Here is a 23906-nt window from a genome sequence, read left to right as displayed (position 1 = left end):
ACACTTTCATTATATCTTCTGTTCTGTTCACCGGAAGAAAGAGCTGTCATTCCGCCAGTGTCTCCCATTCTTCATACAGCGATGTAAGCTCCGTCTGGATACTGGCCTGTTCCGTGGCCAGTTCCTGGAGCCTGGCCGCCTGTGTTCCGATGGACGGATCGGACATCAGATTATTGATTTCGGCATCCCGGGCTTCCAGACGGGCGATTTGTTCTTCGCATTTCTTTAAATGATTCTCCCGCTTGCGGATTCGGGCCTGTTCCTCTTTTTTTGCAAGCCAGTTCTGTTTCGCATCGGAATCCTCGCTGTCCGCTGTCCGGGAGGCTTTCCCGCTGCATGCCCTCTGTCCGTCAACAGAGGCGCTTTTTACATCGGCTTGGCGAAAAGCAGGGGAAGTGTCGGCTGTGGAGGCGCTTATAGCCGCCATGACATCGTCCTTTTTTTCCAGATAGTAATCATAGTTGCCGATGTAATTGACGAATCGGTACGCCGTCAGATCCAGTATCCGATGGGCAGTCCTGTTGATGAAATAACGGTCATGGGACACATACAGCACAGTGCCCTCATAGCTGTTCAGGGCGTCCTCCAGAATCTCCTTGGACATGATGTCCAGATGGTTGGTGGGCTCGTCCAGAATCAGGAAATTGGCGCTGCCCAACATGAGCTTGGCCAGGGAGACCCTTCCCCGTTCCCCGCCGCTCAGGTCATTGATGCGCTTGAATACATCATCCCCGGTAAACAGGAAAGCGGCAAGAAGATTCCGGATTTCCGTATTGGTCAGATGAGGGTAATCATCCGAGATTTCCTCGAACAGGGTCTTTTCGCCGTGGAGCACATGGTGCTCCTGATCGTAATAGCCGATCTCCACATTCATCCCTAGGCGGAAACGTCCGCTGTCCGCGGGGAGCACCTGGTTCAGAATCTTCAAAAGAGTGGTCTTTCCCGTGCCGTTGTCGCCGATGACGGCCACATGCTCGCCCCGCTTGATCTCAAAATTCACATGCTCGAACAGCAGCTGAGGTCCAAAGGATTTGCCAAGCTCCTCCACGGTGAGCACATCGTTCCCGCTCTGCTTTCTGGGAGTAAGCTTGATGCGCATGTCCGTCCGCGCCTCTGTGGGCTTTTCCAGCACCTCCATTTTTTCCAGCAGCTTTTCCCTGCTCTCGGCGCGCCGGATGGATTTCTCCCGGTTAAAGGAGCGGAGTTTTTCAATGACTTCCTCCTGATGCCTGATCTCCCGCTGCTGGTTCAGATAGGCGGTCATGGCCGCGGCCCGCAGCTGCTCTTTCTTCACGGCATAGTCCGAATAATTCCCTGAAAACACGGTGGACTTCGTCTGATCGATTTCGATGATCTTGGTGGCAATCCGGTTCAGGAAATAGCGGTCATGGGAGACGATGACGACGGCGCCTTTGTAGTTCATCAGATAAGTCTCCAGCCATGCGATGGAGTTCATGTCCAGATGGTTGGTGGGCTCGTCCAGGATAATCAGATCCGGCTTCTGCAGCAGAAGCTTGCCCAGAGCCACCCTGGTCTTCTGGCCGCCGGACAGGGTGGAGACGGACTTCCCGAATTCCTCCTCCGCGAACCCTAAGCCCCTCAGCACCCCTGTGATCTCGCCTTTATAGGAATACCCGTCCCCTGCCTCAAAGGCATGGGTCAGGGCTGCGTACTGCTTCATGAGGCCCTCCAGAGCGCCACCCTCCGCAGACTGCATGGAGAGCTCGCATTCGCGGATGCGGCGCTCCAGGTCGATCATCTCCTGCTTTATCGACAAAAGCTCCTCATAGATGGTATTGGCAGTGTCCACGGCGCCGTCCTGGGCCAGGTAGCCGAATGACTTGCCCCTGGAGAGGGTGACGATTCCGTCATCCGGCGCCATCTCCCCCACCAGGATGCGTAGCAGCGTGGTCTTTCCCGCGCCGTTGATGCCCACGATAGCCGCTTTTTCGTAATCTTCTATATGAAAACTGACATTTTCCAGCACCTTGTTCTCCAGGAACGCTTTGCTGACATTGTGACAAGACAGTACCATTGTTTTACCCTCTCTATCCTGAAATCCTGCTGACTTTCTCTATTTTACTGTGGAACGCGTGAACTGTCAATGCATTAAGTATGGAATGAATCGTGCACAAAAAATGGGAAAACGGCGTGGCTGGCTACGTGGGATGACCGGCAGGGACTATATGCCGTTTATACGGATGAAAAATGATTTGCGCGAAAGCGGAAATTGTTGTAAAATGGCAGTGACAAGGAAAAATTTTCTGAGAATGAGAGAAGAGGGTGCCGATGGAAGAGAATGCGTATCTCCATGTGGATGGAGAGACCTTGAGACAGATTGACGAAAAGATGCCGCCTGAGGAGGAACTGCTGGATCTGGCAGAGTTCTTTAAGGTGTTCGGCGACGGTACGCGTCTGAAGATACTGTATGTGCTGTTAGCCGCGGAGATGTGCGTCTATGACATCGCTGCGGTGTTGAAGATGTCCCAGTCGGCGATTTCCCACCAGCTGCGGGTGCTGAAGCAGATGGATCTGGTGAAAAACCGCCGGGAGGGCAAGACCATATTTTATTCACTGGCCGATTCCCATATCGTGACCATTCTTAGCCAGGGACTTGACCATATCGAGGAGTGAGGGGCAGCAGGACATCAGCGCTCTGCCGCCGCGCTTTCTGCGGCCTGGAACACCTCGTAGCCGCTGCTCCCCAAAGGAGAGTGGTAGATGGTGGAATCGTCCTGGAATTCCTGAAAATATACGTACCGTGAGGTCATATTGATATGGTGGTAGACTCCGGTGGCGATGACGGTGGGATTGCTGCCGTCGATGCCCATGCATTTCAGGGCGGCATCTGTTCCGTTGGTCTGGTAGTAGACATAGCCGCTGCCCACATTGAAGCATTCCACACGATCCTGGGTCAGCACTTCGATGAGGTCCTGGGAGAAGGAGTAGCGGCAGAGCCTGTAGTCGTTCGCTACGTCCATATAGTAGACATAATCCCCCTCCAGCACGGGATTCCACAGATTGCCCCGCCAGATTTCCCTGGGCGCGTCAGTGGAGGTGTCAAGGGCATAGAGGAAATGGTTGCCCTGGGTGCCGTTGTAATAGATAGTGCCGTTCTCCGCGCAGGCGGGATTGATCTCATAATCGGCCAGCTGCACCTGCTCGGAATTGTCTATCTTCATCTTGGAAAAAGCCACAATGTCGTTAGTCGCGGTGAGGAAGTACAGGTAATTGTTCACCAGCTGCCCTTTCACTACCACATTGGTGGTCAGGGAAGTGGCATTGCTGCCGTTGAGCTTACAGCGCTGGAACGTCCTCAGGCCCAGAGCTCCGGAGAAACCGCCGTCCTCGTAGGAGATGCCCGTGTGGTAATAATAGAGATATCTGCCTCCTGCCAGGATGTTGCGCACTTCCATGGAATTGAGCCTGCGGAAATCGGTTTCATCCGGATTCATGGCGAACAATCCGCCTCCGGGGAAGGAATTGAGGAAATAGACAGTGCCGTCATATTCGCAGAAGCGTCCGTCATTGTTCAGGTTGCCGGCGGTGTTGCCCACTGTACCGTCCGGATTCATGACTACGCGCTGGGAGAGGGCCAGAATGGCTATGATGCCTGCAATCAGAGCCACGACGATGATGCCTAATACGATTTTTACGGATTTTTTCAATCTCATTTTTTACGACCTCCATATTTGGTTGCTTATATTTTACACCCCTTTTTGCTTGCTATCAAGGTTGTTTTGGTATAAGATAGTAAAAAGGTTAAAAGTAAAGGAGTCGCATATATGGACCTGACAGAGCTGAGAGAGCGGATTGACGCTATAGACGCGCAGATTGCGGGGCTGTTCGAGCAGCGCATGGACATCTGCGGACAGGTGGCGGAATACAAGATTTCCGTCGGAAAGAATGTCTTTGACAAGAGCAGGGAGGCGGAGAAGCTGGCAAAGATACGCGCCCTGGCCCACAATGAATTCAACGGTTTCTGCCTGGTGGAGCTGTTCGAGCAGATTATGTCCATGAGCAGGAAGCTCCAGTACCGGCTCCTGATGGAGAGCGGACGGCTGGAGGCGCTGCCTTTCATCGGCGTGGACCGGCTGGAGAGGTCAAAGGCAAGAGTGGTGTTCCAGGGGGCGGAGGGCGCCTATTCCCAGGCGGCCATGATGCGGTTTTTCGGGGACAGCGTGGACAGCTTTCATGTGGATGCTTTCCGGGACGCCATGGATGCCATTGAGGAGGGCAGCGCGGATTTCGCGGTGCTTCCCATCGAGAATTCCACGGCGGGAATCGTCAGCGAGATATACGATCTGCTGCAGGAGTATGAAAATTACATAGTGGGGGAGCAGATTATCAAGATAGAGCACTGCCTGCTGGGCGTGCCGGGGGCTAAGCTGGAGGACATCAGGACGGTCTGTTCCCATCCCCAGTCCCTGATGCAGAGTTCCAGATATTTAAGCCTCCACGACTGGCGTCAGATCAGCATGCAGAACAATGCTTTCGCGGCGAAAAAGGTGGCGGATGAGCAGGACAGATCCCAGGCGGCTATTGCAAGCGAGCATGCGGGGGAGATTTACGGGCTGGAGGTGCTGCAGCGAAAAGTGAACCACTCCGGTACGAATTCCACCAGGTTCATCATCGTAAGCGGCCGGAAGATATTCCAAAAAGACGCGAAAAAAATCAGCCTCTGCTTCGAGGTGCCCCATGAGAGCGGTTCCCTGTATCATATATTGTCGCATTTCATCTATAATAATCTGAACATGACCAAGATTGAGAGCCGTCCCATCGAGGACAGGAACTGGGAGTACCGCTTCTTCATAGACTTCGAGGGAAACCTGGCGGACAGCGCCGTAAAGAATGCCCTGAGAGGGCTTCGGGAGGAGGCCCGAAATATGAAGATTCTGGGGAACTATTGACGGAAGAAGAAAATCCATGGAAGAATGACAGAAAGCTGGAAGAAGACATATGAGAGAGAAAGAACTGATTGTATACAGGACATTCCGGGACGGAGAGCTGCTGGAGGATATGGCATGGCTGATGTCCCATTATGAGGAGGCCGGCTTGGGAGAGGCGCAGGCCGCGGGCAGGCCCCGTACCGCGGAGGCCGTGACGGCGCTTTTTTACGACTGTATCCACAGGCTGATTGAGCTGGCGGGGACTTACGGATTCCATGGCAATCTGTGGCATTGTTATCTGGCCAACCTCCTGGTGAACAATGAGAACAGCTACAGCCGGGGCTGTGAAATACGGGGCAGCATGGATGGGACGATTAACCGGGCAGTTCTGCACGATATCATGATATTCAAGGAATTCTACGACTATGACTTCGAACCCATGTGCCACAGGCTCCATGTGCCGGAGTTTTTCATGATAGAACATTATGAGAGCAGTACTCTGGAGAGCAAGGTCTACAATACCAGAATCTGCGCCCGCATCTGTGAGCTGGCGGAGGACTTCTGCAGGGACAATACGCCGGAGGAGATGAAAGACACCCTCACGCATTTCTATAAGGAATACGGGGTGGGAAAGTTGGGCCTGCACAAATCTTTCCGCATTGCCCATGGAGGGCAGGGGCATGTGCGGATCGAGCCCATTCTCAATATCGCCCATGTGAATCTGGACGATCTGATAGGCTATGAGCTGCAGAAGAAGAAGCTGCGGGACAATACGGAGGCTTTCGTGTCCGGGAGAAAGGCCAACAACTGTCTGCTGTTCGGCGATGCGGGCACGGGGAAATCCTCCTGCATCAAGGCCATCGCCAACGAATACTATGACAGAGGGCTTCGGATCATAGAGGTATACAAGCATCAGTTTCAGGATTTGAACGATTGTATAAGCCAGATTAAGGGACGGAATTATAAATTCATCATTTTTATGGATGACTTAAGCTTCGAGGACTTTGAAATCGAATATAAGTATTTAAAGGCCGTCATTGAGGGCGGGCTGGAGAAGAAGCCGGAGAACGTGCTGATTTACGCTACGTCCAACCGCCGCCACCTGATCCGGGAGAATTACGGCGACAAGACGGAGGACGGACATCTGCCGGATATCCGCCAGGACATGCACACCAGCGACACGGTGCAGGAGAAGCTGTCTCTGGTGTACCGCTTCGGCGTCACGATTTATTTCGGCGCTCCCGACAAGAAGCAGTTCCAGGGTATCGTGCGGGGGCTGGCGGACAGATACGGAATCGATATGCCTGAGGAAGAATTGCTGCTGGAGGCCAACAAATGGGAACTGTCCCACGGAGGGCTTTCAGGCCGGACAGCCCAGCAGTTCATTGACTATATATTGGGAATAAGGAGGTGACCTGAGGATGAGCATCAGGACATTTGCTGCCATTGATGTGGGCAGCTATGAGCTGACGATTAAGATATTTGCGTTTTCCGGGAAAAATAATATGCGGGAAATCGACTGTGTCAGCAAACGTCTGGATCTGGGTTCTGATACCTATGCCATGGGCAAAATCAGCAATGAGAAGATGGATGAGCTCTGCCGGACCCTGAAAGACTTTTCCGACATCATGAAAGCCTACAAGGTGGAGAGTTACAAAGCCTACGGCACCAGCGCCATCCGGGAGACAGAGAATACCACCATCGTGCAGGATCAGATTGCTCAGCGCACAGGCATTAAGGTAGAGACCCTGAGCAATTCCGAACAGCGGTTTATGGACTACAAATCTGTCGCCTCAAAGGGGGACAGCTTCCGGAAGATTATCGAGGAGAAGACAGCAATCCTGGATATCGGAGGAGGCAGCATCCAGCTGTCGCTGTTCGACAATGACACGCTGGTCTCCACCCAGAATGTGCGGCTGGGGGTGCTGCGGATTCAGGATTATCTGAACCGTTTTTCAGTAAAAAGTTCCCAGATGGAGGATGTCATCTATGAGATGGCCATGGCCAGGCTGGATACCTACGAGAAGCTTTACCTGAAGGACAGAGGGATACAGAATCTGATTATCGTGGATGATTATCTTTCGCCCTGGGCGGTGAAGAAGAGGGGCGGGGACAGCGAGAAAGCAGTCCTGGATTCGGGGGATTTCGACACGATTTTTGAGGTGCTGCGCAGCCAGAACCCGGTGCAGATTGCCTCTTCCATGGATATCCCTCAGGACAGGGTTCCGCTGGTGTTCATCAGCGCCGTCCTGATTAAATGCATTGCGGAGCTGATGGGAGTGAAGCGCATCTGGGCGCCGGGGGTGACGCTCTGCGACGGAATCGCCTACGAGTACGCGGAGAAAATCAAGATGTTCCGGGGAGAGCATGATTTCGAGGAAGACATCGTTGCCTGCGCTTTCAGCATCAGCAAGCGGTATATGGTGAACAGGAAACGTTCCGAGACGCTGGACAATATCGCCACCAATATCTTTGACAGCATCAGGAAAATCCACGGACTGGGCAGGCGGGAGCGGCTGTACCTGCGGCTGGCGGCCATCCTCCATGACTGCGGGAAGTACATCAGCCTGGTGGATACGGGGGAGAACTCTTTCCAAATCATCATGGCCACGGAAATCATCGGCCTGTCCCACCAGGAGCGGGAGATTGTGGCAAATGTGGTGCGGTTCAATCACAGCAGATTCATCTACGATGTGCATCGCACAGGCGGCCTGGAGAAGGAGGCTTTCCTGGTGGTGGCGAAGCTGACGGCAATCCTGCGCCTGGCCAGCTGCCTGGACAGGAGCCACAAGCAGAAGCTGAAGGGGCTGAAGGCGGTGCTGAAAGGCGGACAGCTGATTCTGACAGTGGACACTCAGGCGGACATCGTTCTGGAAAAGGGATTTGTGGAGGCTAACACGGATTTCTTCAAGGAAGTGTTCAGTGTGGAGCCAGTGCTGAAGCAGAGAAAAATATTTTGAGACAGGTGAAAATTATGGGAGAAATCGATTTTTATAATCCGGAATATTATACGAACAGGGAATTGAGCTGGATTCTGTTTGACCACAGGGTATTGAATGAGGCCAGGGACAAATCTACGCTTTTGTTTGAACGTCTGAAGTTCCTGAGCATCACGGCATCTAATCTGGATGAATTCTTCATGGTGCGCGTGGCCTCTCTGCGGGACATGGTCCACGCCAAGTATCAGAAACCGGACATAGCCGGGCTGACGGCGGAAGAGCAGCTGAAGCGCTTAAGCGTCGCCATCCATGATCTGGTGGAGCTGCAGTATTCCACCTACAACCGTTCGCTGGTGCCCAAGCTGAAGCAGAATGGTCTGCAGATTGTGGGCAGGCATGAGGACCTGACGAAGAAAGAGATGGTCTTCGTGGACAAATATTTTGAGGAGAATGTGTACCCGGTGCTGACGCCCATGGCGGTGGATTCGTCAAGGCCATTTCCTCTGATACGGAACAAGACGCTGAACATAGCCGCTTTGGTGCGGAAGAAAGATAGCGGCGAGGAACTGGAATTTGCCACGGTACAGGTGCCTGGCGTGCTCAGCCGGGTGGTAGAACTGCCCTCTGACGGGAAGATGCGGAAAATCATCTTCCTGGAGGAAATCATCGAGCGTAACATGAATAAGCTGTTCCTGAACTATGACATTGTGTGCGCGTACCCGTTCAGAATCATGCGCAATGCCGATTTGAGCATAGAGGAGGACGATGCGGCGGATCTTCTGAAAGAAATCGAGAAGCAGCTGAAGAAACGCCAGTGGGGAGAAGCCATCCGCCTGGAGGTGGCGGCACGCTGCGATAAGAGGCTGCTGCGGATTCTGGAGGAGGAACTCCACATCGAGGATGAGAACCTCTATGTGATAGACGGGCCTCTGGATCTGACCGTATTGATGAAGATGTACGGACTGGAGGGCTTTGACCATCTGAAGACTCCCAAATATACGCCGCAGCCGGTGCCACAGCTGCCGGCAGGCTGCAAGATATTTGACGAAATCCGCAGGGGGGATATCCTGCTGCATCACCCATACCAGACCTTTGAGCCTGTGGTGGATTTCATCCGGCAGGCGGCCAGAGATCCGGAAGTCCTGGCCATTAAACAGACCCTGTACCGGGTCAGCGGCAATTCGCCGATTATCGCGGCGCTGGCATTGGCTGCGGAAAACGGCAAGCAGGTATCCGTGCTGGTGGAATTAAAGGCAAGGTTTGACGAGGAGAATAATATTGTCTGGGCCAGGATGCTGGAGAAAGCGGGGTGTCATGTCATCTATGGCCTGGTGGGACTGAAGACTCACAGCAAGATAACGCTGGTGGTGCGCAGGGAAGAAGACGGGATCAGGCGCTATGTTCATCTGGGAACGGGCAACTACAATGACGCCACGGCCAAGCTCTATACGGACATCGGGCTGCTCACCTGCTCCGAGGCCATCGGGGAGGACGCCACGGCTGTCTTCAATATGCTGTCGGGTTATTCGGAACCATTGGTGTGGAATAAGCTTTCTCTGGCGCCGCTGTGGCTGAAGAACCGTTTCCTGTATCTTATCGATAGGGAGAAGAAGTTCGCTCTGGAGGGCAGGCCTGCGCGCATCGTTGCCAAGATGAATTCCCTCTGCGACCAGGATGTGATCGCGGCATTGTACAGCGCCGCTTCGGCGGGCGTAAAAATCGATCTGATCGTGCGGGGCATCTGCTGCCTGCGGACGGGCATCAGGGGAGTCAGCGAGAATATCACGGTGCGCTCCATCGTGGGGAATTTCCTGGAGCACAGCCGTATCTTCTATTTTGAGAATGACCAGAATTATGAGATTTACTGCGGCAGCGCGGACTGGATGCCCCGCAATCTGGAGCGGCGGGTGGAAATCCTGTTTCCGGTGGACCGCCCGGAATTGAAGGAAAAGCTGCTCCATATCCTGCAGAGCCAGCTGGATGATAATGTAAAGGCATCGGTGCTGCGGCCGGACGGCACATACACAAAGGCCAGCAAGAGAGGAAAACAGGCATACTGTTCCCAGGAGGCATTCTGTGAGGAGGCGGTGGCCGAAGCCGGGAGGGCGGCAGGAGAGGGAGAGCAGATGACCAGGACATTCATCCCGGAGACCAGCCATGAGGCATAGCGGAGGCGGCATGAAGATTATATTAGCGTCAGCCTCGCCCCGCAGGCGGGAGCTGCTGGGGCAGATAGGGCTGGATTTTGAGATAAGGGTCAGCGATGTAGAGGAAAAGGTGAGCGCTGTGCTGCCCGAGCAGGTGGTGGAGGAACTGTCCGCACAGAAGGCAGGGGCAGTTCTCGAAACGCTTTCGGACAGTACGGAAGACATAGTTGTCGTCGGAGCGGATACCGTGGTAGCGCTAGAGGGTCAGATACTGGGCAAGCCCCGCAGTCCAAAAGAGGCGAGACAAATGCTGGAGCGGCTTTCAGGGAAGACACATGCGGTCTATACCGGCGTGACGCTGCTGTACCGTCCGGGCACCGGAGTTGGCATCAGGGGGGAAGCCTTGGGCGAAACAGGCGGTACCCGGATAGCCTTGACAGGAGAATCCGGGCTTGAGGAGGATTCCGGATCGGTGCGGCGCAGAGTCTTCCATGAGAGGACGGATGTGACTTTCTATCCCCTGACAGAGGAGGAGATAGCCTTTTATATATCCTCCGGCGACTGTATGGACAAGGCGGGGGCATATGGCATTCAGGGAATCTTTGCCAGATATGTCAAAGAAATCCAGGGAGACTACAATAATGTGGTGGGACTGCCGGTAGGCAGGCTCTACCAGGAAGCGAAGGAATGGATTACATGATGAAAAAAGCAGTGATATTTGATTTGGACGGGACGCTTTCCGACTCCATCCACAGCATAAAGTACAGCGGCGACAGGACGATGGAAAAATTCGGATACGGCCCCTTTTCCATAGAACAGTACAAATATTTCGTCGGAGACGGCGCAAAGAATCTGGTCAGGCGGGCCCTGACCGCGGCAGGGGATACACAGCTTGTGCATTTTGAGGAGGCCTATGCCCTGTACAGAGAGATATTCAGGGAGAACTGCATGTATCGGGTGCGCCCCTATGACGGCATACCGGAACTTCTGGCTACGCTGAAAGCGCAGCATGTGAAGATCGCCGTCCTTTCCAACAAGCCTCATGCGGAGACTGTCAATGTAATCGAGACCCTGTATGGAAAGGGATATTTTGACGTGATAGAGGGCCAGAAAGAGGGTATGGCAATCAAGCCAAGCCCGGACGGGGTATTCCGTATCCTGAATCAGATAGGCCTGGGGGTGGAGGATCTGCTCTATCTGGGGGACACGGCTACGGACATGAAGACGGGAAAAAGCGCGGGGGCCTTTACCGTGGGCGCGCTCTGGGGATTTCGGGACAGGGCGGAGCTGGAGGAGGGTGGCGCGGACGCGATCATCGAGTATCCCCTGGAACTGCTCCGCTTCACCTAGCTTCTATGCAAAAAGTAGAAATTTAGAGCGTATTTTTGGTTAGATTTTGGAAAAATCAGAGGAATCGTAGAATATATTGACATAGCCATCCAATCGTATTATCATGTGAATATAATCTTCATTAATTCAAAGGAGGGCTGATAAATGCAGCAATTTGACGATGACGTATTGGAGTGCTTTTTAGAAAACCAGCAACAACTGTTTCCCGAAAAGGTGGCAGAGACACTGGAGGAGGCTGAGGATTTTCTGGAAGACTGCATGGCCGTGGTTGTCGATTCCGTTGATGAGGTGCTTGAGTACTTCGAGGAACAGGGCGTTGACACAGAGGGCGTCATGGATGAAGAGATTCTGGAAGCAGATGAAGTATTCGATATCGGCGATGGCAGATATCTGATAGTGGAAGGCTGAAAAGCAGCGACATTTTGGGACAAAAAAGAGGCAGTCTTGGGTGACCGCCTCTTTTTTGTTATTTCTGTACGATTTGTTTGAAATCCCGGAGCACTGAATAAGGAACGTAGAGACTTCCGTAGCCTGTGCCCAGATCCAGCCCCGGCTTGTTGGCGCCGTGGAAATCGCTGCCGCCGCTGACAAGCAGCCCGTATTTTTTCGCCAGTGTGCGCATCCGGCGCTCGTCGGAGGCGGTGTAGGTGCTGTAGACAGCCTCAAGCCCTGTGAGCCCGGCCTCCGTCAGCTCGGCTGTCAGGGTATCCAGCCCGCTGTCGCTTATGTGGTAAAGAACCGGGTGTGCCAGGATGGGAATGCCGCCTAGGGACAGAATCAGCTTCACGGCATCTACAGGGGTCACCTTTTCCCGGGGCACGAAATAAGGAGAATCGTCCCCCACATAGCGGTCAAAGGCCTCCGTCAGGCTGCTCACATAGCCGTGGCTTTGCATGTATTTGGCATAATGAGCCCTTGTGATGACGGCATCGGGGAATTCCGACTGCAGAGCCTCATAGGTGATGGGAATCCCTGCTTCCTGGAGCAGGCCGCACATTTTTCGGTTCCTGACGTTCCGGGAATCCACAAAGTCCTTCAGCTGTTGCTGAAAGCCGGTATTATGATAATCGATATACAATCCGACGATATGGACATCCTGCTTCTGGTATTCTGTGGAGAATTCGATTCCGGGGATGACTTCGGGAACCGGGGCCGCGCCAGGGCGGTCAGCTGCCCTGTCCCGCAGGCTGCGGGCATAGTCTATAGCCTCATCCAGTCCGTCTATGGTGTCGTGATCGGTGAGGGCAAAGGCCGCCAGCCCCTTTTCCATGGCATAGTCTACAAGCTCAGTGGGAGTAAAGCTGCCGTCGGAATGGTTGGAATGTACATGCAAATCAACTGCTGCCATGGGATATCTCATACTCAGTTATCATCCTCTTCTTTCTGCGCTGTGAAAATCGTGCGCTTTCTGGCCATCTCATCATTTGCCAGATACTCGTCATAGCTGGTGATCTTGTCGATCATATGCCCATCAGGCAGCAGCTCTATGATGCGGTTGGCCGTGGTCTGCACGAACTGATGGTCATGGCAGGAGAACAGGGCCACTCCGGGGAACTTGATCAGTCCGTTGTTCAGGGAGGTGATGGACTCCATGTCCAGATGGTTGGTTGGCTCGTCCAGCACCAGGCAGTTGGCGCCGCTGATCATCATCTTCGACAGCAGGCAGCGCACTTTCTCGCCTCCGGAGAGCACCTTTACTTTCTTGACGCCGTCCTCCCCCGCGAAGAGCATACGGCCCAGGAAGCCTCTCACATAAGTCACATCTTTCACGGGAGAATAGCCGGTGAGCCATTCCGCGATGGTCAGGTCATTGTCGAATTCCGCGGTGTTGTCCTTGGGGAAATAAGTCTGGGAGGTGGTGACGCCCCATTTGTAATGTCCCTCATCCGGTTCCAGCTCACCCATGAGAATCCGGAAGAGAGTAGTCTTGGCTAACTCCTGGCTTCCCACGAAAGCAATCTTGTCATTGTGCCCCACCACAAAGGAGATGTCGTCCAGAATCTTTTCTCCGTTCACGGTCTTGGACAGATGCTCCACCGTAAGGACTTCATTGCCGATTTCTCTATCAGGACGGAAATCGATATAAGGGTACTTCCTGCTGGAGGGCCTGATGTCGTCCAGTTCGATTTTTTCCAGAGCACGCTTTCTGGAAGTAGCCTGTTTGGACTTGGAGGCGTTGGCGGAGAAACGAGAGATGAACTCCTGCAGCTCCTTGATTTTCTCCTCCTTTTTCTTGTTGGCCTCTTTCATCTGCCGCACCAGCAGCTGGCTGGACTCGTACCAGAAGTCATAGTTTCCGGCGTAGAGCTGAATCTTGTTGTAGTCGATATCGGCGGTATGGGTACATACCTTGTTCAGAAAATAGCGGTCATGGGAGACCACGATGACCGTATTCTCGAAATCAATCAAAAAGTCCTCCAGCCACGCGATGGCGTCCAGGTCCAGATGGTTGGTGGGCTCGTCCAGAAGCAGGATATCCGGGTTGCCGAACAGGGCTTTCGCCAGCAGCACTTTTACCTTCAGATTGCCGTCCAGATCTTTCATAAGGGAATAGTGCAGATCTGTGTCGATGCCTAACCCGTTTAGCACCATGGCGGCATTGGACTCCGCCTCCCAGCCGTCCATCTCGGCGAACTCCGCCTCCAGGTCGCTGACACGGATACCATCCTCGTCGGAGAAGTCCTCCTTGGCATAGATGGCGTCTTTTTCTTTCATGATTTCGTACAGGCGGGCATTGCCCATGATGACCGTATCCATGACGGAAAAGTCATCGTATTTGAAGTGATCCTGCTCCAGCACGGAGAGGCGCTGTCCGGGGGTGATGACCACAGTTCCGCTGGTGGTCTCCAGGTCGCCGGAGAGTATCCGCAGAAAGGTGGATTTTCCCGCGCCGTTGGCACCGATTACGCCGTAGCAGTTGCCTTCGGTGAATTTGATGTTCACATCCTCGAATAATGCTTTCTTGCCGATTCGCAAGGTTACGTTGTTTACACTGATCATTCTGAATCCTCATTTCCTGAAATTGGCTTCTTATTAAAATGCCGTACATTTTTCTTACCTATATCATTATACACAAAATGCCCGATTTATCAAGGAAAATCGATAGCACGGCAAGCTGGTTATTGGACTGTGCGTCAAAAGATGGCTGTTTGTGCAAGTTGCCGCCGGTGAAAAATGTAGAATGGACAGATTGCACGAAATTACCAGATATGACCAAAATAGGAACAATTTGTCTTGCTATTCTATTGGCATATTGTTAAAATAGAATTCAGATGACAGAATCTTCTTTTTGATTCTTTCATAAAGAAAGGACCTGCAGTTTTATGGTCTTTTGTCAGGAGGCAGCCATATTTTATGACTGTCTAAAATCAATTAGAAAGGGAGAGATAAAAATGAGAAAATGGGTGTACTTGTTTACGGAAGGCAACGCGGACATGCGTGAGCTTCTCGGAGGCAAGGGAGCGAATCTGGCAGAGATGACCGGACTTGGACTTCCTGTTCCGCAGGGCTTTACGATTACTACAGAGGCCTGTACACAATATTACGAGGATGGAAGAGAAATAAACGACGAGATTCAGTCGCAGATTAATGAATACATCGTCAAGATGGAGGAGATTACCGGCAAGAGGTTCGGCGACAAGGAGAATCCTCTGCTGGTGTCCGTCCGTTCCGGTGCAAGGGCATCCATGCCTGGCATGATGGACACGATTCTTAATCTGGGCCTTAACGAGGACGTGGTGAATGTCATCGCTGAGAAATCCGGCAATCCCCGCTGGGCATGGGACTGCTACAGAAGATTCATCCAGATGTATTCCGACGTGGTCATGGAAGTGGGCAAGAAGTACTTCGAGCAGCTCATCGACGCCATGAAAGAGAAGAAAGGCGTGAAGCAGGACGTAGAGCTGACCGCAGACGATTTGAAAGAGCTGGCAGGACAGTTCAAGGCTGAGTATAAGGCCAAGATTGGAAATGCTTTTCCGGACGATCCCAAGGAGCAGCTGATGGGCGCTATCAAGGCCGTGTTCCGTTCCTGGGATAACCCCCGCGCCAATGTATACCGCCGCGACAACGATATCCCTTATTCCTGGGGTACTGCCGTAAACGTACAGTCCATGGCTTTCGGCAACATGGGCGATGACTGCGGTACGGGCGTTGCGTTCACACGTGACCCGGCTACCGGCTCAAAGGGCCTGTTCGGTGAATTTTTGACCAATGCACAGGGCGAGGACGTGGTTGCAGGTGTCCGCACCCCTATGAAGATTACCGAGATGGCAGACAAGTTCCCTGAGGCGTTCAAGCAGTTCAAGGACGTGTGCGCCACTCTGGAAAATCATTACAGAGATATGCAGGATATGGAGTTCACTGTTGAGCACGGCAAACTGTACATGCTGCAGACCAGAAACGGTAAGAGGACCGCTCAGGCAGCTCTGAAGATTGCCTGCGATCTGGTGGATGAGGGCATGCGTACAGAGCAGGAAGCGGTATCCATGATCGATCCCCGCAACCTGGACACTCTGCTGCATCCCCAGTTTGACGCGGCTGCTCTGAAAGCTGCCACCCCTGCCGGCAAAGGTCTGGGTGCATCTCCCGGCGCTGCCTGCGGCAAGATTGTATTTACGGCAGAGGATGCCGAGGCCTGGCATGCAAGAGGCGAGAAAGTGGTTCTGGTTCGCCTGGAGACTTCTCCCGAGGACATCACCGGCATGAAAGCGGCTCAGGGTATCCTGACTGTCCGCGGCGGCATGACTTCCCATGCGGCAGTGGTTGCCCGCGGCATGGGAACCTGCTGCGTATCCGGCTGCGGCGACATCGCCATGGATGAGGAGAACAAGAAATTTACTCTGGCAGGAAAAGAGTATCATGAGGGAGATTACCTTTCTATCGATGGTACTACGGGCAATATCTATGACGGACAGATTCCCACGGTGGACGCTACCATTGCAGGCGAGTTCGGCAGAGTCATGGCCTGGGCCGATAAGTATAGAAAGCTGAAAGTGCGTACCAATGCCGACACTCCCGCCGACGCGAAGAAAGCGAGAGAACTGGGTGCGGAAGGCATCGGGCTGTGCCGTACAGAGCATATGTTCTTCGAGGAAGACAGAATCGCTGCTTTCCGTGAGATGATTTGTGCTGACAGCGTAGAGGACAGAGAGGCTGCTCTGGAGAAGATTCTGCCTTATCAGCAGGGCGACTTCGAGAAGCTTTACGAGGCCCTGGAAGGATATCCTGTTACCATCCGTTTCCTTGATCCCCCTCTTCATGAGTTCGTGCCCACCGAGGAAGCTGACATCGAAAAGCTGGCGCAGGCACAAGGCAAGACCGTTGAGGAAATCAAGAACATCATCGCAGGCCTCCATGAGTTCAACCCGATGATGGGCCACAGAGGATGCCGTCTGGCGGTGACTTATCCTGAAATCGCCAGGATGCAGACCAAGGCTGTCATCCGTGCCGCTATCAATGTGCAGAAGGAGCATCCCGGCTGGAAAGTGAAGCCCGAAATCATGATTCCTCTGATTTGCGATATAAAGGAACTGAAATATGTGAAGAAGATTGTAGTGGAGACCGCAGACGCGGAAATCAAGGCTTCTGGTATCGATTTGTACTACGAAGTGGGTACGATGATTGAGATTCCCAGAGCTGCCCTTACCGCTGACGAGATTGCGGCAGAGGCTGATTTCTTCTGCTTCGGCACCAACGATTTGACCCAGATGACATTTGGCTTCTCCCGTGACGATGCAGGCAAGTTCCTCACCGCTTACTATGATGCAAAGATTCTGGAGAACGATCCGTTCGCGAAGCTGGACCAGAACGGCGTAGGCAAGCTGATGGATATGTCCATCAAGCTGGGCAAGCCCGTGAATCCCAAGATGCATGTGGGAATCTGCGGCGAGCATGGCGGAGATCCTTCTTCCGTGGAGTTCTGCCATAAGATTGGGCTGGATTATGTTTCCTGCTCACCGTTCAGGGTACCTATTGCCCGGCTGGCGGCAGCACAGGCGGCGATAAACAATGTAGGAAAGTAGATTACAAATATATGTACTTTACGGAATATCTGATAACCAGAGCTGATGTGAATGATTTTATGGCACATCGTCCGGAGTACACAAAGGCGAACCGCTTTGAGGATTTCGTTTGTAAAATCTATCTTTGACGATTAGGGGAAAATTCATTTAAGAGTTTTCCCCTTTTTTCGTGGTTTTTTCAAAGGATTCTATCCCAAACAAAGGATAGAGTCCTTTTTATATACACAAACAAAATAATCAAAGGAGGTTCACGGGATGAACAACACAGCGTTAAGAGCAGAGGTGCGTAGCACCAACAACACACACATGGTTTTTGCAAACGAGGAACATGAGAAGTTTTATTATGAGAAATTGGAGCAGGCGAGGTATCAGGACTGCTATCACAAGGCTTTGATCTACATTCTCGGTATTTCAGAGGACACAAGGAATCATTTCAGCCAGATCTACGATATGAAGTCCGGATTCATCAAGCCGGAGTGTCTGCATCAAGGCTGGCAGACAAGCGGCAGTGTCCGTGTGGTAAGGCTTGCCTTTAACCTTTACACAGACGGAACGCCGAGTGTTGACGATTATAAGCGCAAGGACGAGCAGATTGGCGAGTGCAGGGAGTATTCCGTAAGCGATATTTTCTGCTGCGGCTACGCACTGTACTTCTGGCAGGGCATTAAACTCCGTTACCCGGAATACTGCCAAAAGCAGAGGTCTATTGAGGAAATCCTTGCAGAAATGGAGAGGAAACGTGCTGAAAATTCGACTGATGGGAACGAAGAATGATATTAAGTGGTTCGAGAAGCTCCTGCAAAGACAGCCCAAAGTGGCTGTGACGGAAGTTTCCGAGCTGTACCGGAACAAGGGTACAAACAGGTATTACCGGGCTTATGTGGAAGTGCAGAAAGCCAACATCAAAGAAAAATCTGACTAAACGGAGGAATAAAACCATGTGTAAAGTGATAGCAATAGCAAACCAGAAAGGCGGTGTCGGTTATGAAAAGTAAGTTATTATGCAAAGTTGAGCCTACACTTTTGCTGATTTTATAGGGTATAGGCTCTTTTGAACTTTGCATAATCAGGGGTAAACCCTTACAAAGATTTCAACCAATCAAGAAGGTCTTTATCCTTTTTCCACGCTGGCAGTTCGTCAGATGATGGACTGTCGTAAGCTTCCATCAATGCTTTTCTCTTCATTTTTTCGTCTGCCCATGCATAGATTTCGGTTGTTGAAATATCAGAGTGTCCCAGTAGATCTCTGATATAAACAAGATTGACTCCGGACTGAAGCAGATGCATTGCTTTGCTATGCCGCAAATGGGGAGCTCCCCATTTGAGGCATACCCGTGCCATGCACCTGTACCAGCACGGGATGGACCTGACACTGATCTCCCAATGGCTTGGGCATGCCAGCCTTGAGACCACTCTGGTCTATGCCCATGCCGACACGGAGGCAAAGCGTAAAGCGATAGAAAAAGCCATGGGTTCTGGGACAGGGGCTCCAGAAGATTCTTCAAGCTATACCATAGACGATGAGAATCTCCTAAAGCAACTCTATGGCTTGTAAGCTCTTGTAGGTTATACCGAATTCCTGTGTCGGGGCGGCATTTTTTGTTTTCTACTGTATAAGATCCAGTAAAAAGTTATACCGAAAATCTCCGCAAGAAGCCATGCTTTATCAGCTTTCCATGGAGATTTCGGTATAATAGAAGTTTCGGTATAACCACTACTACCAGTGCCTATAAATGAGGGTTGAAAGTTGCCAGTATTGGTGGTATGCTTGACTCATGACAAATCGAAATTGTGCGCCCAGACGAAGGGCGGGTAGTCTGGCAGGTGAGAAGCCTGTCTGCGAAGGTTTAACCAACCAGCAGTAGCGAGTCTTGGGTGGGGTGCAGTAATGTAGCCTGCTAAGCGTAGACAGCGAGAAAACAGGGAAAGTGATTGAGCCTCGAAATTTTGACATTTGGAGGGCTGACGCTCTAATTTCGGCGGAAAGCAACACAGGCGGCATTGCTATGGTGAGATGCAGTCTGCTTCTGCGGGGTCAAAGAGCTTTTCATGTTTTACATTGTGACTACCCAGTCAACTGGGGAGAGCCTGATGTCTCTTGTTTTCAAGTATGGCGGACAACGCTGAAACGGAGGATGTCAAACAGATGTCAGGCAGTCGGATAGCTTCATAGTACCGAAGAAGCCGGGTAATTCCGGTGGAGGGAAGGGGGCTACATAATAACGGTCTCTCTGAGGGCACATCAGCCGTACTCAGGGACGGAGATACTGATGGAAACGAAATTGGAGAGAATAGCAGACAAATCGGCCCATGAGCCGAAACCGGAATTCACATCTTTGTACCATCTGATAAATAAAGAACTGTTAATGCAATGCCACAGGGAACTGGACGGCAGCAAGGCAGTGGGGATTGATGAAGTGACAAAGAAGGAATACGGAGAGAACCTGGAACAGAACATCAAGGGGCTTGTAGAAAGGCTGAAAAGGAAGTCATATAAGCCACAGCCATCGCTGCGGGTATATATTCCGAAAAGCAATGGGAAACTGCGTCCGCTGGGGATTGCAAGTTACGAGGACAAAATAGTCCAGCTGGCTTTGAAGAAGATACTTGAAGCAATTTACGAGCCGAGATTTCTAAACTGTATGTAGGGATTCAGACCAGACAGGGGATGCCATGGGGCAGTGAAGGAACTGTATAAGAGGCTGAACTTCACGAAGATATGCTACATCGTGGATGCAGACATTAAAGGCTTCTTTGACCATATGAAGCACGACTGGATAATGAAATTCCTGAATCTATACATCAAAGACCCGAACATCCTCTGGCTGGTGAACAAATACCTGAAAGCCGGGGTGATGGATGAGGGAAAGCTGGTTGAAAACGGAGAAGGTTCAGCACAGGGAAACATCATCAGCCCAATCCTTGCGAACATCTATATGCACAATGTTCTTACACTATGGTACAAGTTTGTAATAGCCAAAGAGAGCAGGGGCGAGAATTTCCTGATTGTCTATGCAGATGACTTCATTGCGGGATTCCAGTACGAATGGGAAGCGGAGAAATATTATAAGCTTCTTAAGGAACGAATGGAAAAGTTCGGACTGGAACTGGAGGAAAGCAAGAGCAGGATGCTGGCAAGCGGAGGATATCTGGCAAAATCGAAGCAGAAACGCGGAGAATCAACAAGGCTGGAAACTTTCGATTTCCTTGGATTTACATTTTATTGCGGAAGGACAAGGAAAGGAACAGCATGGATAATGCCGAAAACGAGCAGTAAGAAATTCCGGCAGAAACTGAAGGACATAAAAGTCTGGATGTACGCTAATCGAGACCAGAAACTAAAGAAGCTGATGGGAATGCTCAATCTGAAATTGACAGGGCACTACAGGTATTATGGTGTCAGTTTCAACGGCAGGATGATAAGCAATTTCAAACAACAAGTGCGGGAAATGCTATTTAAAGTCCTAAACCGTAGAAGCAACAGAAAGAGCTACACACGGGAAGGGTTTATAGAAATGCTGAAATATTATCCGCTGGCAATGCCGAAGATATATTTCAGTCTGTTCTGAAACTGTGAATGTTGTTATGAGGAGCCGTATGCGGAAAAGCCGCACGTACGGATCTGTGAGGGGCTGGCATCGTGAGGTGCCTGTCTACTCGACTGAAAGGAAAAATTGATGAAAACTATTTTTATACACGGTTCGGGCCATAAGTCAACAAGTTGGAATGAAACAATTTCATATATGGAAGACAATAGAGATATCTTGTGTCCAGACTTATCTGCAATTCTTAATGGCAAGGAAACTTGTTATAAAAATTTATATTCTTCATTCAAAGAATATTGTAATAATAATGACGGACAAATAAACTTGTGCGGCATTTCGTTAGGGGGAATATTAGCATTACATTACACATTGGATTTCCCCGATAAAGTGAAATCACTTGTTTTGATTGGTACTCCCCATAAAATTCCCAGGGTAATATTTGGCATTCAAAATATCATTTTTAGACTTTTACCCAGATCAATGTTTGAAAATATGGCGTTTAATAAAAAAGACACTTTCATTTTGGGAAACTCCATGAGAGCATTGGATTTCAGTGACAGCATTAACAGTATAAAATGTCCTACTCTTTTGATTTGCGGGAAAAAAGATAGCGCCAACATTAAATCTGCGTATTATTTCCACCAAAATATTCAAAATGCAAAATTAGAAATCATCGAAAACACCGGACACGTTGTAAATGAAGAAAATCCTCTACTTTTAGCCCAAATATTAAACAAATATTATAACGAAACAAAATGAAGCCTGCTACATTTATAGAATTGAGAGATAAAAATTCCAGTTTATAGGGGATTTCATCTTTTGGGTGAAATCCCCCTTGACAAATATTCTCTTGGTTGCTGATACTCATACTCTCGTTGTCTTTCCCATCTTCAAGGGATAGCCTGCAATAGAGGGCAGTAAGTAATGGACTGGTAATCTTAGAATTGTTTTTCTTGGAATTGTAATTCCTGTTCATATGACTGCTGTTTATTTGTTAAACACAGTTTTACCGATACCAATCTTACCTGCAATGTCCACCGTAAAATTCTTAGCCCTCAAAAGTCGGATTGGTATTATTCCGATACTACTGTTGATTATAGGTATGGACTTAGCCGTAGCAGTTTTCTATGGTGTGTTAATTAAAAAAAGGAGAGTAAATGTATGCTGAAAATAAGCGGATTATCAAAAAATTTAAGAAAACATCGGTGTACAAGGGGTACAAACAAGATAAAATAGAAATGAGGGGCGATAGAGCGGAAATGTCAGATTTTCCACTCTATCTGAACACGGTCGCTGGTGGCCTTGATCGTAGAGATCAAACCATCGGCGGCTTTTCTTTTGTCGTCAAAATCTATGCTCTCCCAGTTGTCGAGATAATAGGATAACTTCTTTATCTGCTGGGGAGATATGGTTTCAACGCTCAATTCGGCGATTGCCTTTGAAATGGTCTGGCGTCGGGTGTCCAGTTCTTCAATTTTTTTGTTGGCGTAGGCAAGCAAGGTCGCATTGGCTCCGGTCAGCGTATCCAGCAGCTTTTCAATTTCTGCCTCCACCTGTGCCAGCTCCACTTGATAGGCGGTCAGCTTCGGATTGACTTTTTCCTCCCTGCCGTGGAGTATCTGAAAGTCTTTGAACTTCTCCTGCATGGCCGAGAAAATGAATTGCTCAAATTCTTCTTTGCGGATTTTCCCGCAGCCCGGACAGCCTTTGTTTTCCGTCCGTTTGGTACAGCGGAAATATCCGGTGCTGTTTGGTACATGGGTGGCTTTCAGAGCATACCCACAATGCCCGCATTTGATTTTTCCGGCCAGCCAAGTGTTCTTCGGTTTCCGTCCCTGCTGGAAGGTGGTATTTGCCATAAGTTTTTTCCGGCATTTAAGCCATGTGTCAGAGGAAATGAGTGCTTCGTGGGGAGCGATAACAAGTATCTGGTCTTTTAAGCACCTGTCCTTGTCCTCCTTCACATCCCGCCCCTGATAGAGATAGCAGCCGTTTGTTCCGGCAAAGTCGGAAGCGTCATTGACAATCGCTGCGCCCTGGCTCTTGAAAAATTCGTACAGCTCCAAATCGGCCTGTGCGTAAACGGGGTTTCTTAAAAGCTGGGAAAGAAATGTACGGAACATGGATTTGCCATAAATTTTTATGTCATGTTCCTCGAAGTATCGGGTAATATCTCCGAAGGAGGTTTCCGGTTCAGCGTACATTTCAAACATCAGCCGTACATGGTCGGCGGCTACGGGGTCAGCAACCATTTTCTTTGTGCGGATACCCTCTACCACAGTAGGCTCTAACTGATAACCGTATGGCGCCTGTCCGCTCATGTGGAAGCCTTTCAGGCACCGGGAATAGTAGGCGTCTGTGACACGCTTCTGAATTGTCTCACGTTCAAGCTGGGCGAATACAATGCAGATATTCAGCATGGCCCGGCCCATCGGGGTCGAAGTATCAAACTTTTCTGTGGATGATACAAACTCCACATCGTACTCTTGAAACAGCTCCATCATCGTTGCAAAGTCCAGAATAGAGCGGCTTATACGGTCCAGCTTGTACACGATGACCCGCCGGACCTTTCCCTTGCGGATCTCGCCCAGCAGCTTTTGAAACTCCGGCCTGTCCGTATTCTTACCGGAATAGCCTTTGTCCTTGAATACCCGGCAGCTCCCACCTTTCAATTCATACTTGCAAAAGTCAATCTGACTTTCAATGCTGATACTGTCCTTGCGGTCTACTGACTGTCTTGCGTAAATACAATCTTCTCTGATAAACTCCATATTGGGCTCCTTTCCTTGTTGGAATGGAGCTACCAACCTTACAACTATATTATACCATCAGCAGCCCCGGACAACAATGTTGCGAATGATTAGGGAAATCTGTCTCCATATTTGCTGAACACCTCGTAAAGACAACGCTCAATTTCTTTTCTGCGCTGTTCTTTCGTAATCGGTAGATAGTGCGTACCTCGACTGTGAGGGAAAAATATGTGACAATAGACTATATTTCTATCATGGTATGA

At 50.7% G+C, this 23906-nt stretch carries 20 protein-coding genes and 1 pseudogene; 15 read left to right on the top strand and 6 right to left on the bottom strand.

Going from position 1 to position 23906, the window contains the following annotated elements:
- Positions 1–46: 46 nt before the first annotated feature.
- Positions 47–2035 carry an ABC-F family ATP-binding cassette domain-containing protein gene (locus NFS35_RS18275; protein ID WP_251208544.1) on the bottom strand — a complete coding sequence of 663 codons (1989 nt, stop codon included), beginning with the start codon at positions 2033–2035 and terminating at the stop codon, positions 47–49.
- Between the two features lie 254 nt (positions 2036–2289).
- Here NFS35_RS18275 and NFS35_RS18270 point away from each other — a divergent pair, with 254 nt between their 5' ends.
- Positions 2290–2634: an ArsR/SmtB family transcription factor gene (locus NFS35_RS18270; protein WP_251208543.1), complete on the top strand. Its 345-nt coding sequence runs from the start codon at positions 2290–2292 to the stop codon at positions 2632–2634.
- Between the two features lie 14 nt (positions 2635–2648).
- Here the strand turns inward: NFS35_RS18270 and NFS35_RS18265 are convergent, their stop codons facing one another.
- Positions 2649–3674 carry a DUF5050 domain-containing protein gene (locus NFS35_RS18265; protein WP_251208542.1) on the bottom strand — a complete coding sequence of 342 codons (1026 nt, stop codon included), beginning with the start codon at positions 3672–3674 and terminating at the stop codon, positions 2649–2651.
- 111 nt (positions 3675–3785) lie between these two features.
- Between NFS35_RS18265 and pheA the strand changes: the two genes are divergently transcribed.
- From pheA to NFS35_RS18230, 7 genes are all read left to right on the top strand, one after another.
- A complete protein-coding gene (pheA, locus tag NFS35_RS18260; protein ID WP_251208541.1) occupies positions 3786–4910 on the top strand; it encodes a prephenate dehydratase in 1125 nt (374 codons plus the stop codon).
- Positions 4911–4959: 49 nt separating this feature from the next.
- Entirely contained in the window at positions 4960–6303 is a 1344-nt protein-coding gene (locus NFS35_RS18255) for an ATP-binding protein (protein ID WP_251208540.1), read from the top strand.
- 7 nt (positions 6304–6310) lie between these two features.
- A complete protein-coding gene (locus tag NFS35_RS18250) occupies positions 6311–7849 on the top strand; it encodes a Ppx/GppA phosphatase family protein (protein WP_251208539.1) in 1539 nt (512 codons plus the stop codon).
- A gap of 14 nt (positions 7850–7863) precedes the next feature.
- The gene (locus NFS35_RS18245) at positions 7864–9996 is read left to right on the top strand and encodes an RNA degradosome polyphosphate kinase (protein WP_251208538.1); all 2133 of its coding nucleotides are present in this window, start codon (positions 7864–7866) and stop codon (positions 9994–9996) included.
- Positions 9997–10006: 10 nt separating this feature from the next.
- Positions 10007–10675, top strand: coding sequence for a Maf family protein (locus NFS35_RS18240; RefSeq protein WP_251208537.1), 669 nt, complete (start codon positions 10007–10009; stop codon positions 10673–10675).
- Positions 10663–11325, top strand: coding sequence for an HAD family hydrolase (locus NFS35_RS18235; RefSeq protein WP_251208536.1), 663 nt, complete (start codon positions 10663–10665; stop codon positions 11323–11325). Before NFS35_RS18240 ends, NFS35_RS18235 begins: the two co-directional genes overlap by 13 nt.
- 144 nt (positions 11326–11469) lie before the next feature.
- Positions 11470–11733, top strand: coding sequence for a glyoxalase (locus NFS35_RS18230; RefSeq protein ID WP_251208535.1), 264 nt, complete (start codon positions 11470–11472; stop codon positions 11731–11733).
- A 58-nt stretch (positions 11734–11791) separates the two neighbouring features.
- Here the strand turns inward: NFS35_RS18230 and NFS35_RS18225 are convergent, their stop codons facing one another.
- Complete coding sequence (locus NFS35_RS18225; protein WP_251208534.1) at positions 11792–12673, bottom strand: PHP domain-containing protein; 882 nt, start codon at positions 12671–12673, stop codon at positions 11792–11794.
- Positions 12674–12687: 14 nt separating this feature from the next.
- A complete protein-coding gene (locus NFS35_RS18220) occupies positions 12688–14325 on the bottom strand; it encodes an ABC-F family ATP-binding cassette domain-containing protein (RefSeq protein ID WP_251208533.1) in 1638 nt (545 codons plus the stop codon).
- 392 nt (positions 14326–14717) lie between these two features.
- Between NFS35_RS18220 and ppdK the strand changes: the two genes are divergently transcribed.
- The 3 genes from ppdK (at position 14718) to NFS35_RS18205 (ending at position 18270) form a co-directional block, all read left to right on the top strand.
- Positions 14718–17348, top strand: coding sequence for a pyruvate, phosphate dikinase (gene ppdK, locus NFS35_RS18215; RefSeq protein ID WP_251208532.1), 2631 nt, complete (start codon positions 14718–14720; stop codon positions 17346–17348).
- A gap of 255 nt (positions 17349–17603) precedes the next feature.
- Positions 17604–18122, top strand: a complete 519-nt coding sequence (locus tag NFS35_RS18210) for a DUF6075 family protein (protein WP_251208531.1) — start codon at positions 17604–17606, stop codon at positions 18120–18122.
- The gene (locus tag NFS35_RS18205; protein ID WP_150837829.1) at positions 18088–18270 is read left to right on the top strand and encodes a hypothetical protein; all 183 of its coding nucleotides are present in this window, start codon (positions 18088–18090) and stop codon (positions 18268–18270) included. The genes NFS35_RS18210 and NFS35_RS18205 overlap by 35 nt, the downstream gene beginning before the upstream one ends.
- 158 nt (positions 18271–18428) lie before the next feature.
- On the opposite strand, the pseudogene NFS35_RS18200 reads toward NFS35_RS18205, so the two are convergent.
- A pseudogene (locus tag NFS35_RS18200) lies at positions 18429–18659 on the bottom strand (tyrosine-type recombinase/integrase); the annotation flags it as partial.
- Between the two features lie 10 nt (positions 18660–18669).
- Between NFS35_RS18200 and NFS35_RS18195 the strand changes: the two are divergent.
- The 4 genes from NFS35_RS18195 to NFS35_RS18185 all read left to right on the top strand — a co-directional run bounded on the left by NFS35_RS18195 (position 18670) and on the right by NFS35_RS18185 (position 21652).
- Entirely contained in the window at positions 18670–18903 is a 234-nt protein-coding gene (locus NFS35_RS18195) for a tyrosine-type recombinase/integrase (protein WP_330640339.1), read from the top strand.
- 715 nt (positions 18904–19618) lie between these two features.
- The gene (locus NFS35_RS30045) at positions 19619–19996 is read left to right on the top strand and encodes a hypothetical protein (protein WP_330640338.1); all 378 of its coding nucleotides are present in this window, start codon (positions 19619–19621) and stop codon (positions 19994–19996) included.
- Positions 19997–20029: 33 nt separating this feature from the next.
- A complete protein-coding gene (locus NFS35_RS29715) occupies positions 20030–20917 on the top strand; it encodes a reverse transcriptase domain-containing protein (RefSeq protein WP_456298457.1) in 888 nt (295 codons plus the stop codon).
- A 108-nt stretch (positions 20918–21025) separates the two neighbouring features.
- A complete protein-coding gene (locus tag NFS35_RS18185) occupies positions 21026–21652 on the top strand; it encodes an alpha/beta fold hydrolase (RefSeq protein WP_251208530.1) in 627 nt (208 codons plus the stop codon).
- A gap of 503 nt (positions 21653–22155) precedes the next feature.
- Here NFS35_RS18185 and NFS35_RS18180 read toward each other — a convergent pair.
- Positions 22156–23664 (bottom strand): recombinase family protein, encoded by a 1509-nt coding sequence (locus NFS35_RS18180; RefSeq protein ID WP_055650135.1) that lies wholly within the window; start codon positions 23662–23664, stop codon positions 22156–22158.
- Positions 23665–23906: the final 242 nt, after the last annotated feature.

The organism is Acetatifactor aquisgranensis, from assembly GCF_943193215.1.
GTDB lineage: Bacteria > Bacillota > Clostridia > Lachnospirales > Lachnospiraceae > Acetatifactor > Acetatifactor aquisgranensis.
The sequence above is the reverse complement of the archived record's forward strand: the minus strand, read 5'-3'. Positions and strand labels throughout refer to the sequence as shown.

Bases quoted from the DNA above. Each gene is read 5' to 3' on its own strand.
- NFS35_RS18275 (WP_251208544.1), bottom strand. From the start codon at position 2,035: ATGGTACTGTCTTGTCACAATGTCAGCAAAGCGTTCCTGGAGAACAAG.
- NFS35_RS18270 (WP_251208543.1), top strand. From the start codon at position 2,290: ATGGAAGAGAATGCGTATCTCCATGTGGATGGAGAGACCTTGAGACAG.
- NFS35_RS18265 (WP_251208542.1), bottom strand. From the start codon at position 3,674: ATGAGATTGAAAAAATCCGTAAAAATCGTATTAGGCATCATCGTCGTG.
- pheA (WP_251208541.1), top strand. From the start codon at position 3,786: ATGGACCTGACAGAGCTGAGAGAGCGGATTGACGCTATAGACGCGCAG.
- NFS35_RS18255 (WP_251208540.1), top strand. From the start codon at position 4,960: ATGAGAGAGAAAGAACTGATTGTATACAGGACATTCCGGGACGGAGAG.
- NFS35_RS18250 (WP_251208539.1), top strand. From the start codon at position 6,311: ATGAGCATCAGGACATTTGCTGCCATTGATGTGGGCAGCTATGAGCTG.
- NFS35_RS18245 (WP_251208538.1), top strand. From the start codon at position 7,864: ATGGGAGAAATCGATTTTTATAATCCGGAATATTATACGAACAGGGAA.
- NFS35_RS18240 (WP_251208537.1), top strand. From the start codon at position 10,007: ATGAAGATTATATTAGCGTCAGCCTCGCCCCGCAGGCGGGAGCTGCTG.
- NFS35_RS18235 (WP_251208536.1), top strand. From the start codon at position 10,663: ATGGATTACATGATGAAAAAAGCAGTGATATTTGATTTGGACGGGACG.
- NFS35_RS18230 (WP_251208535.1), top strand. From the start codon at position 11,470: ATGCAGCAATTTGACGATGACGTATTGGAGTGCTTTTTAGAAAACCAG.
- NFS35_RS18225 (WP_251208534.1), bottom strand. From the start codon at position 12,673: ATGGCAGCAGTTGATTTGCATGTACATTCCAACCATTCCGACGGCAGC.
- NFS35_RS18220 (WP_251208533.1), bottom strand. From the start codon at position 14,325: ATGATCAGTGTAAACAACGTAACCTTGCGAATCGGCAAGAAAGCATTA.
- ppdK (WP_251208532.1), top strand. From the start codon at position 14,718: ATGAGAAAATGGGTGTACTTGTTTACGGAAGGCAACGCGGACATGCGT.
- NFS35_RS18210 (WP_251208531.1), top strand. From the start codon at position 17,604: ATGAACAACACAGCGTTAAGAGCAGAGGTGCGTAGCACCAACAACACA.
- NFS35_RS30045 (WP_330640338.1), top strand. From the start codon at position 19,619: ATGGAAACGAAATTGGAGAGAATAGCAGACAAATCGGCCCATGAGCCG.
- NFS35_RS18185 (WP_251208530.1), top strand. From the start codon at position 21,026: ATGAAAACTATTTTTATACACGGTTCGGGCCATAAGTCAACAAGTTGG.
- NFS35_RS18180 (WP_055650135.1), bottom strand. From the start codon at position 23,664: ATGGAGTTTATCAGAGAAGATTGTATTTACGCAAGACAGTCAGTAGAC.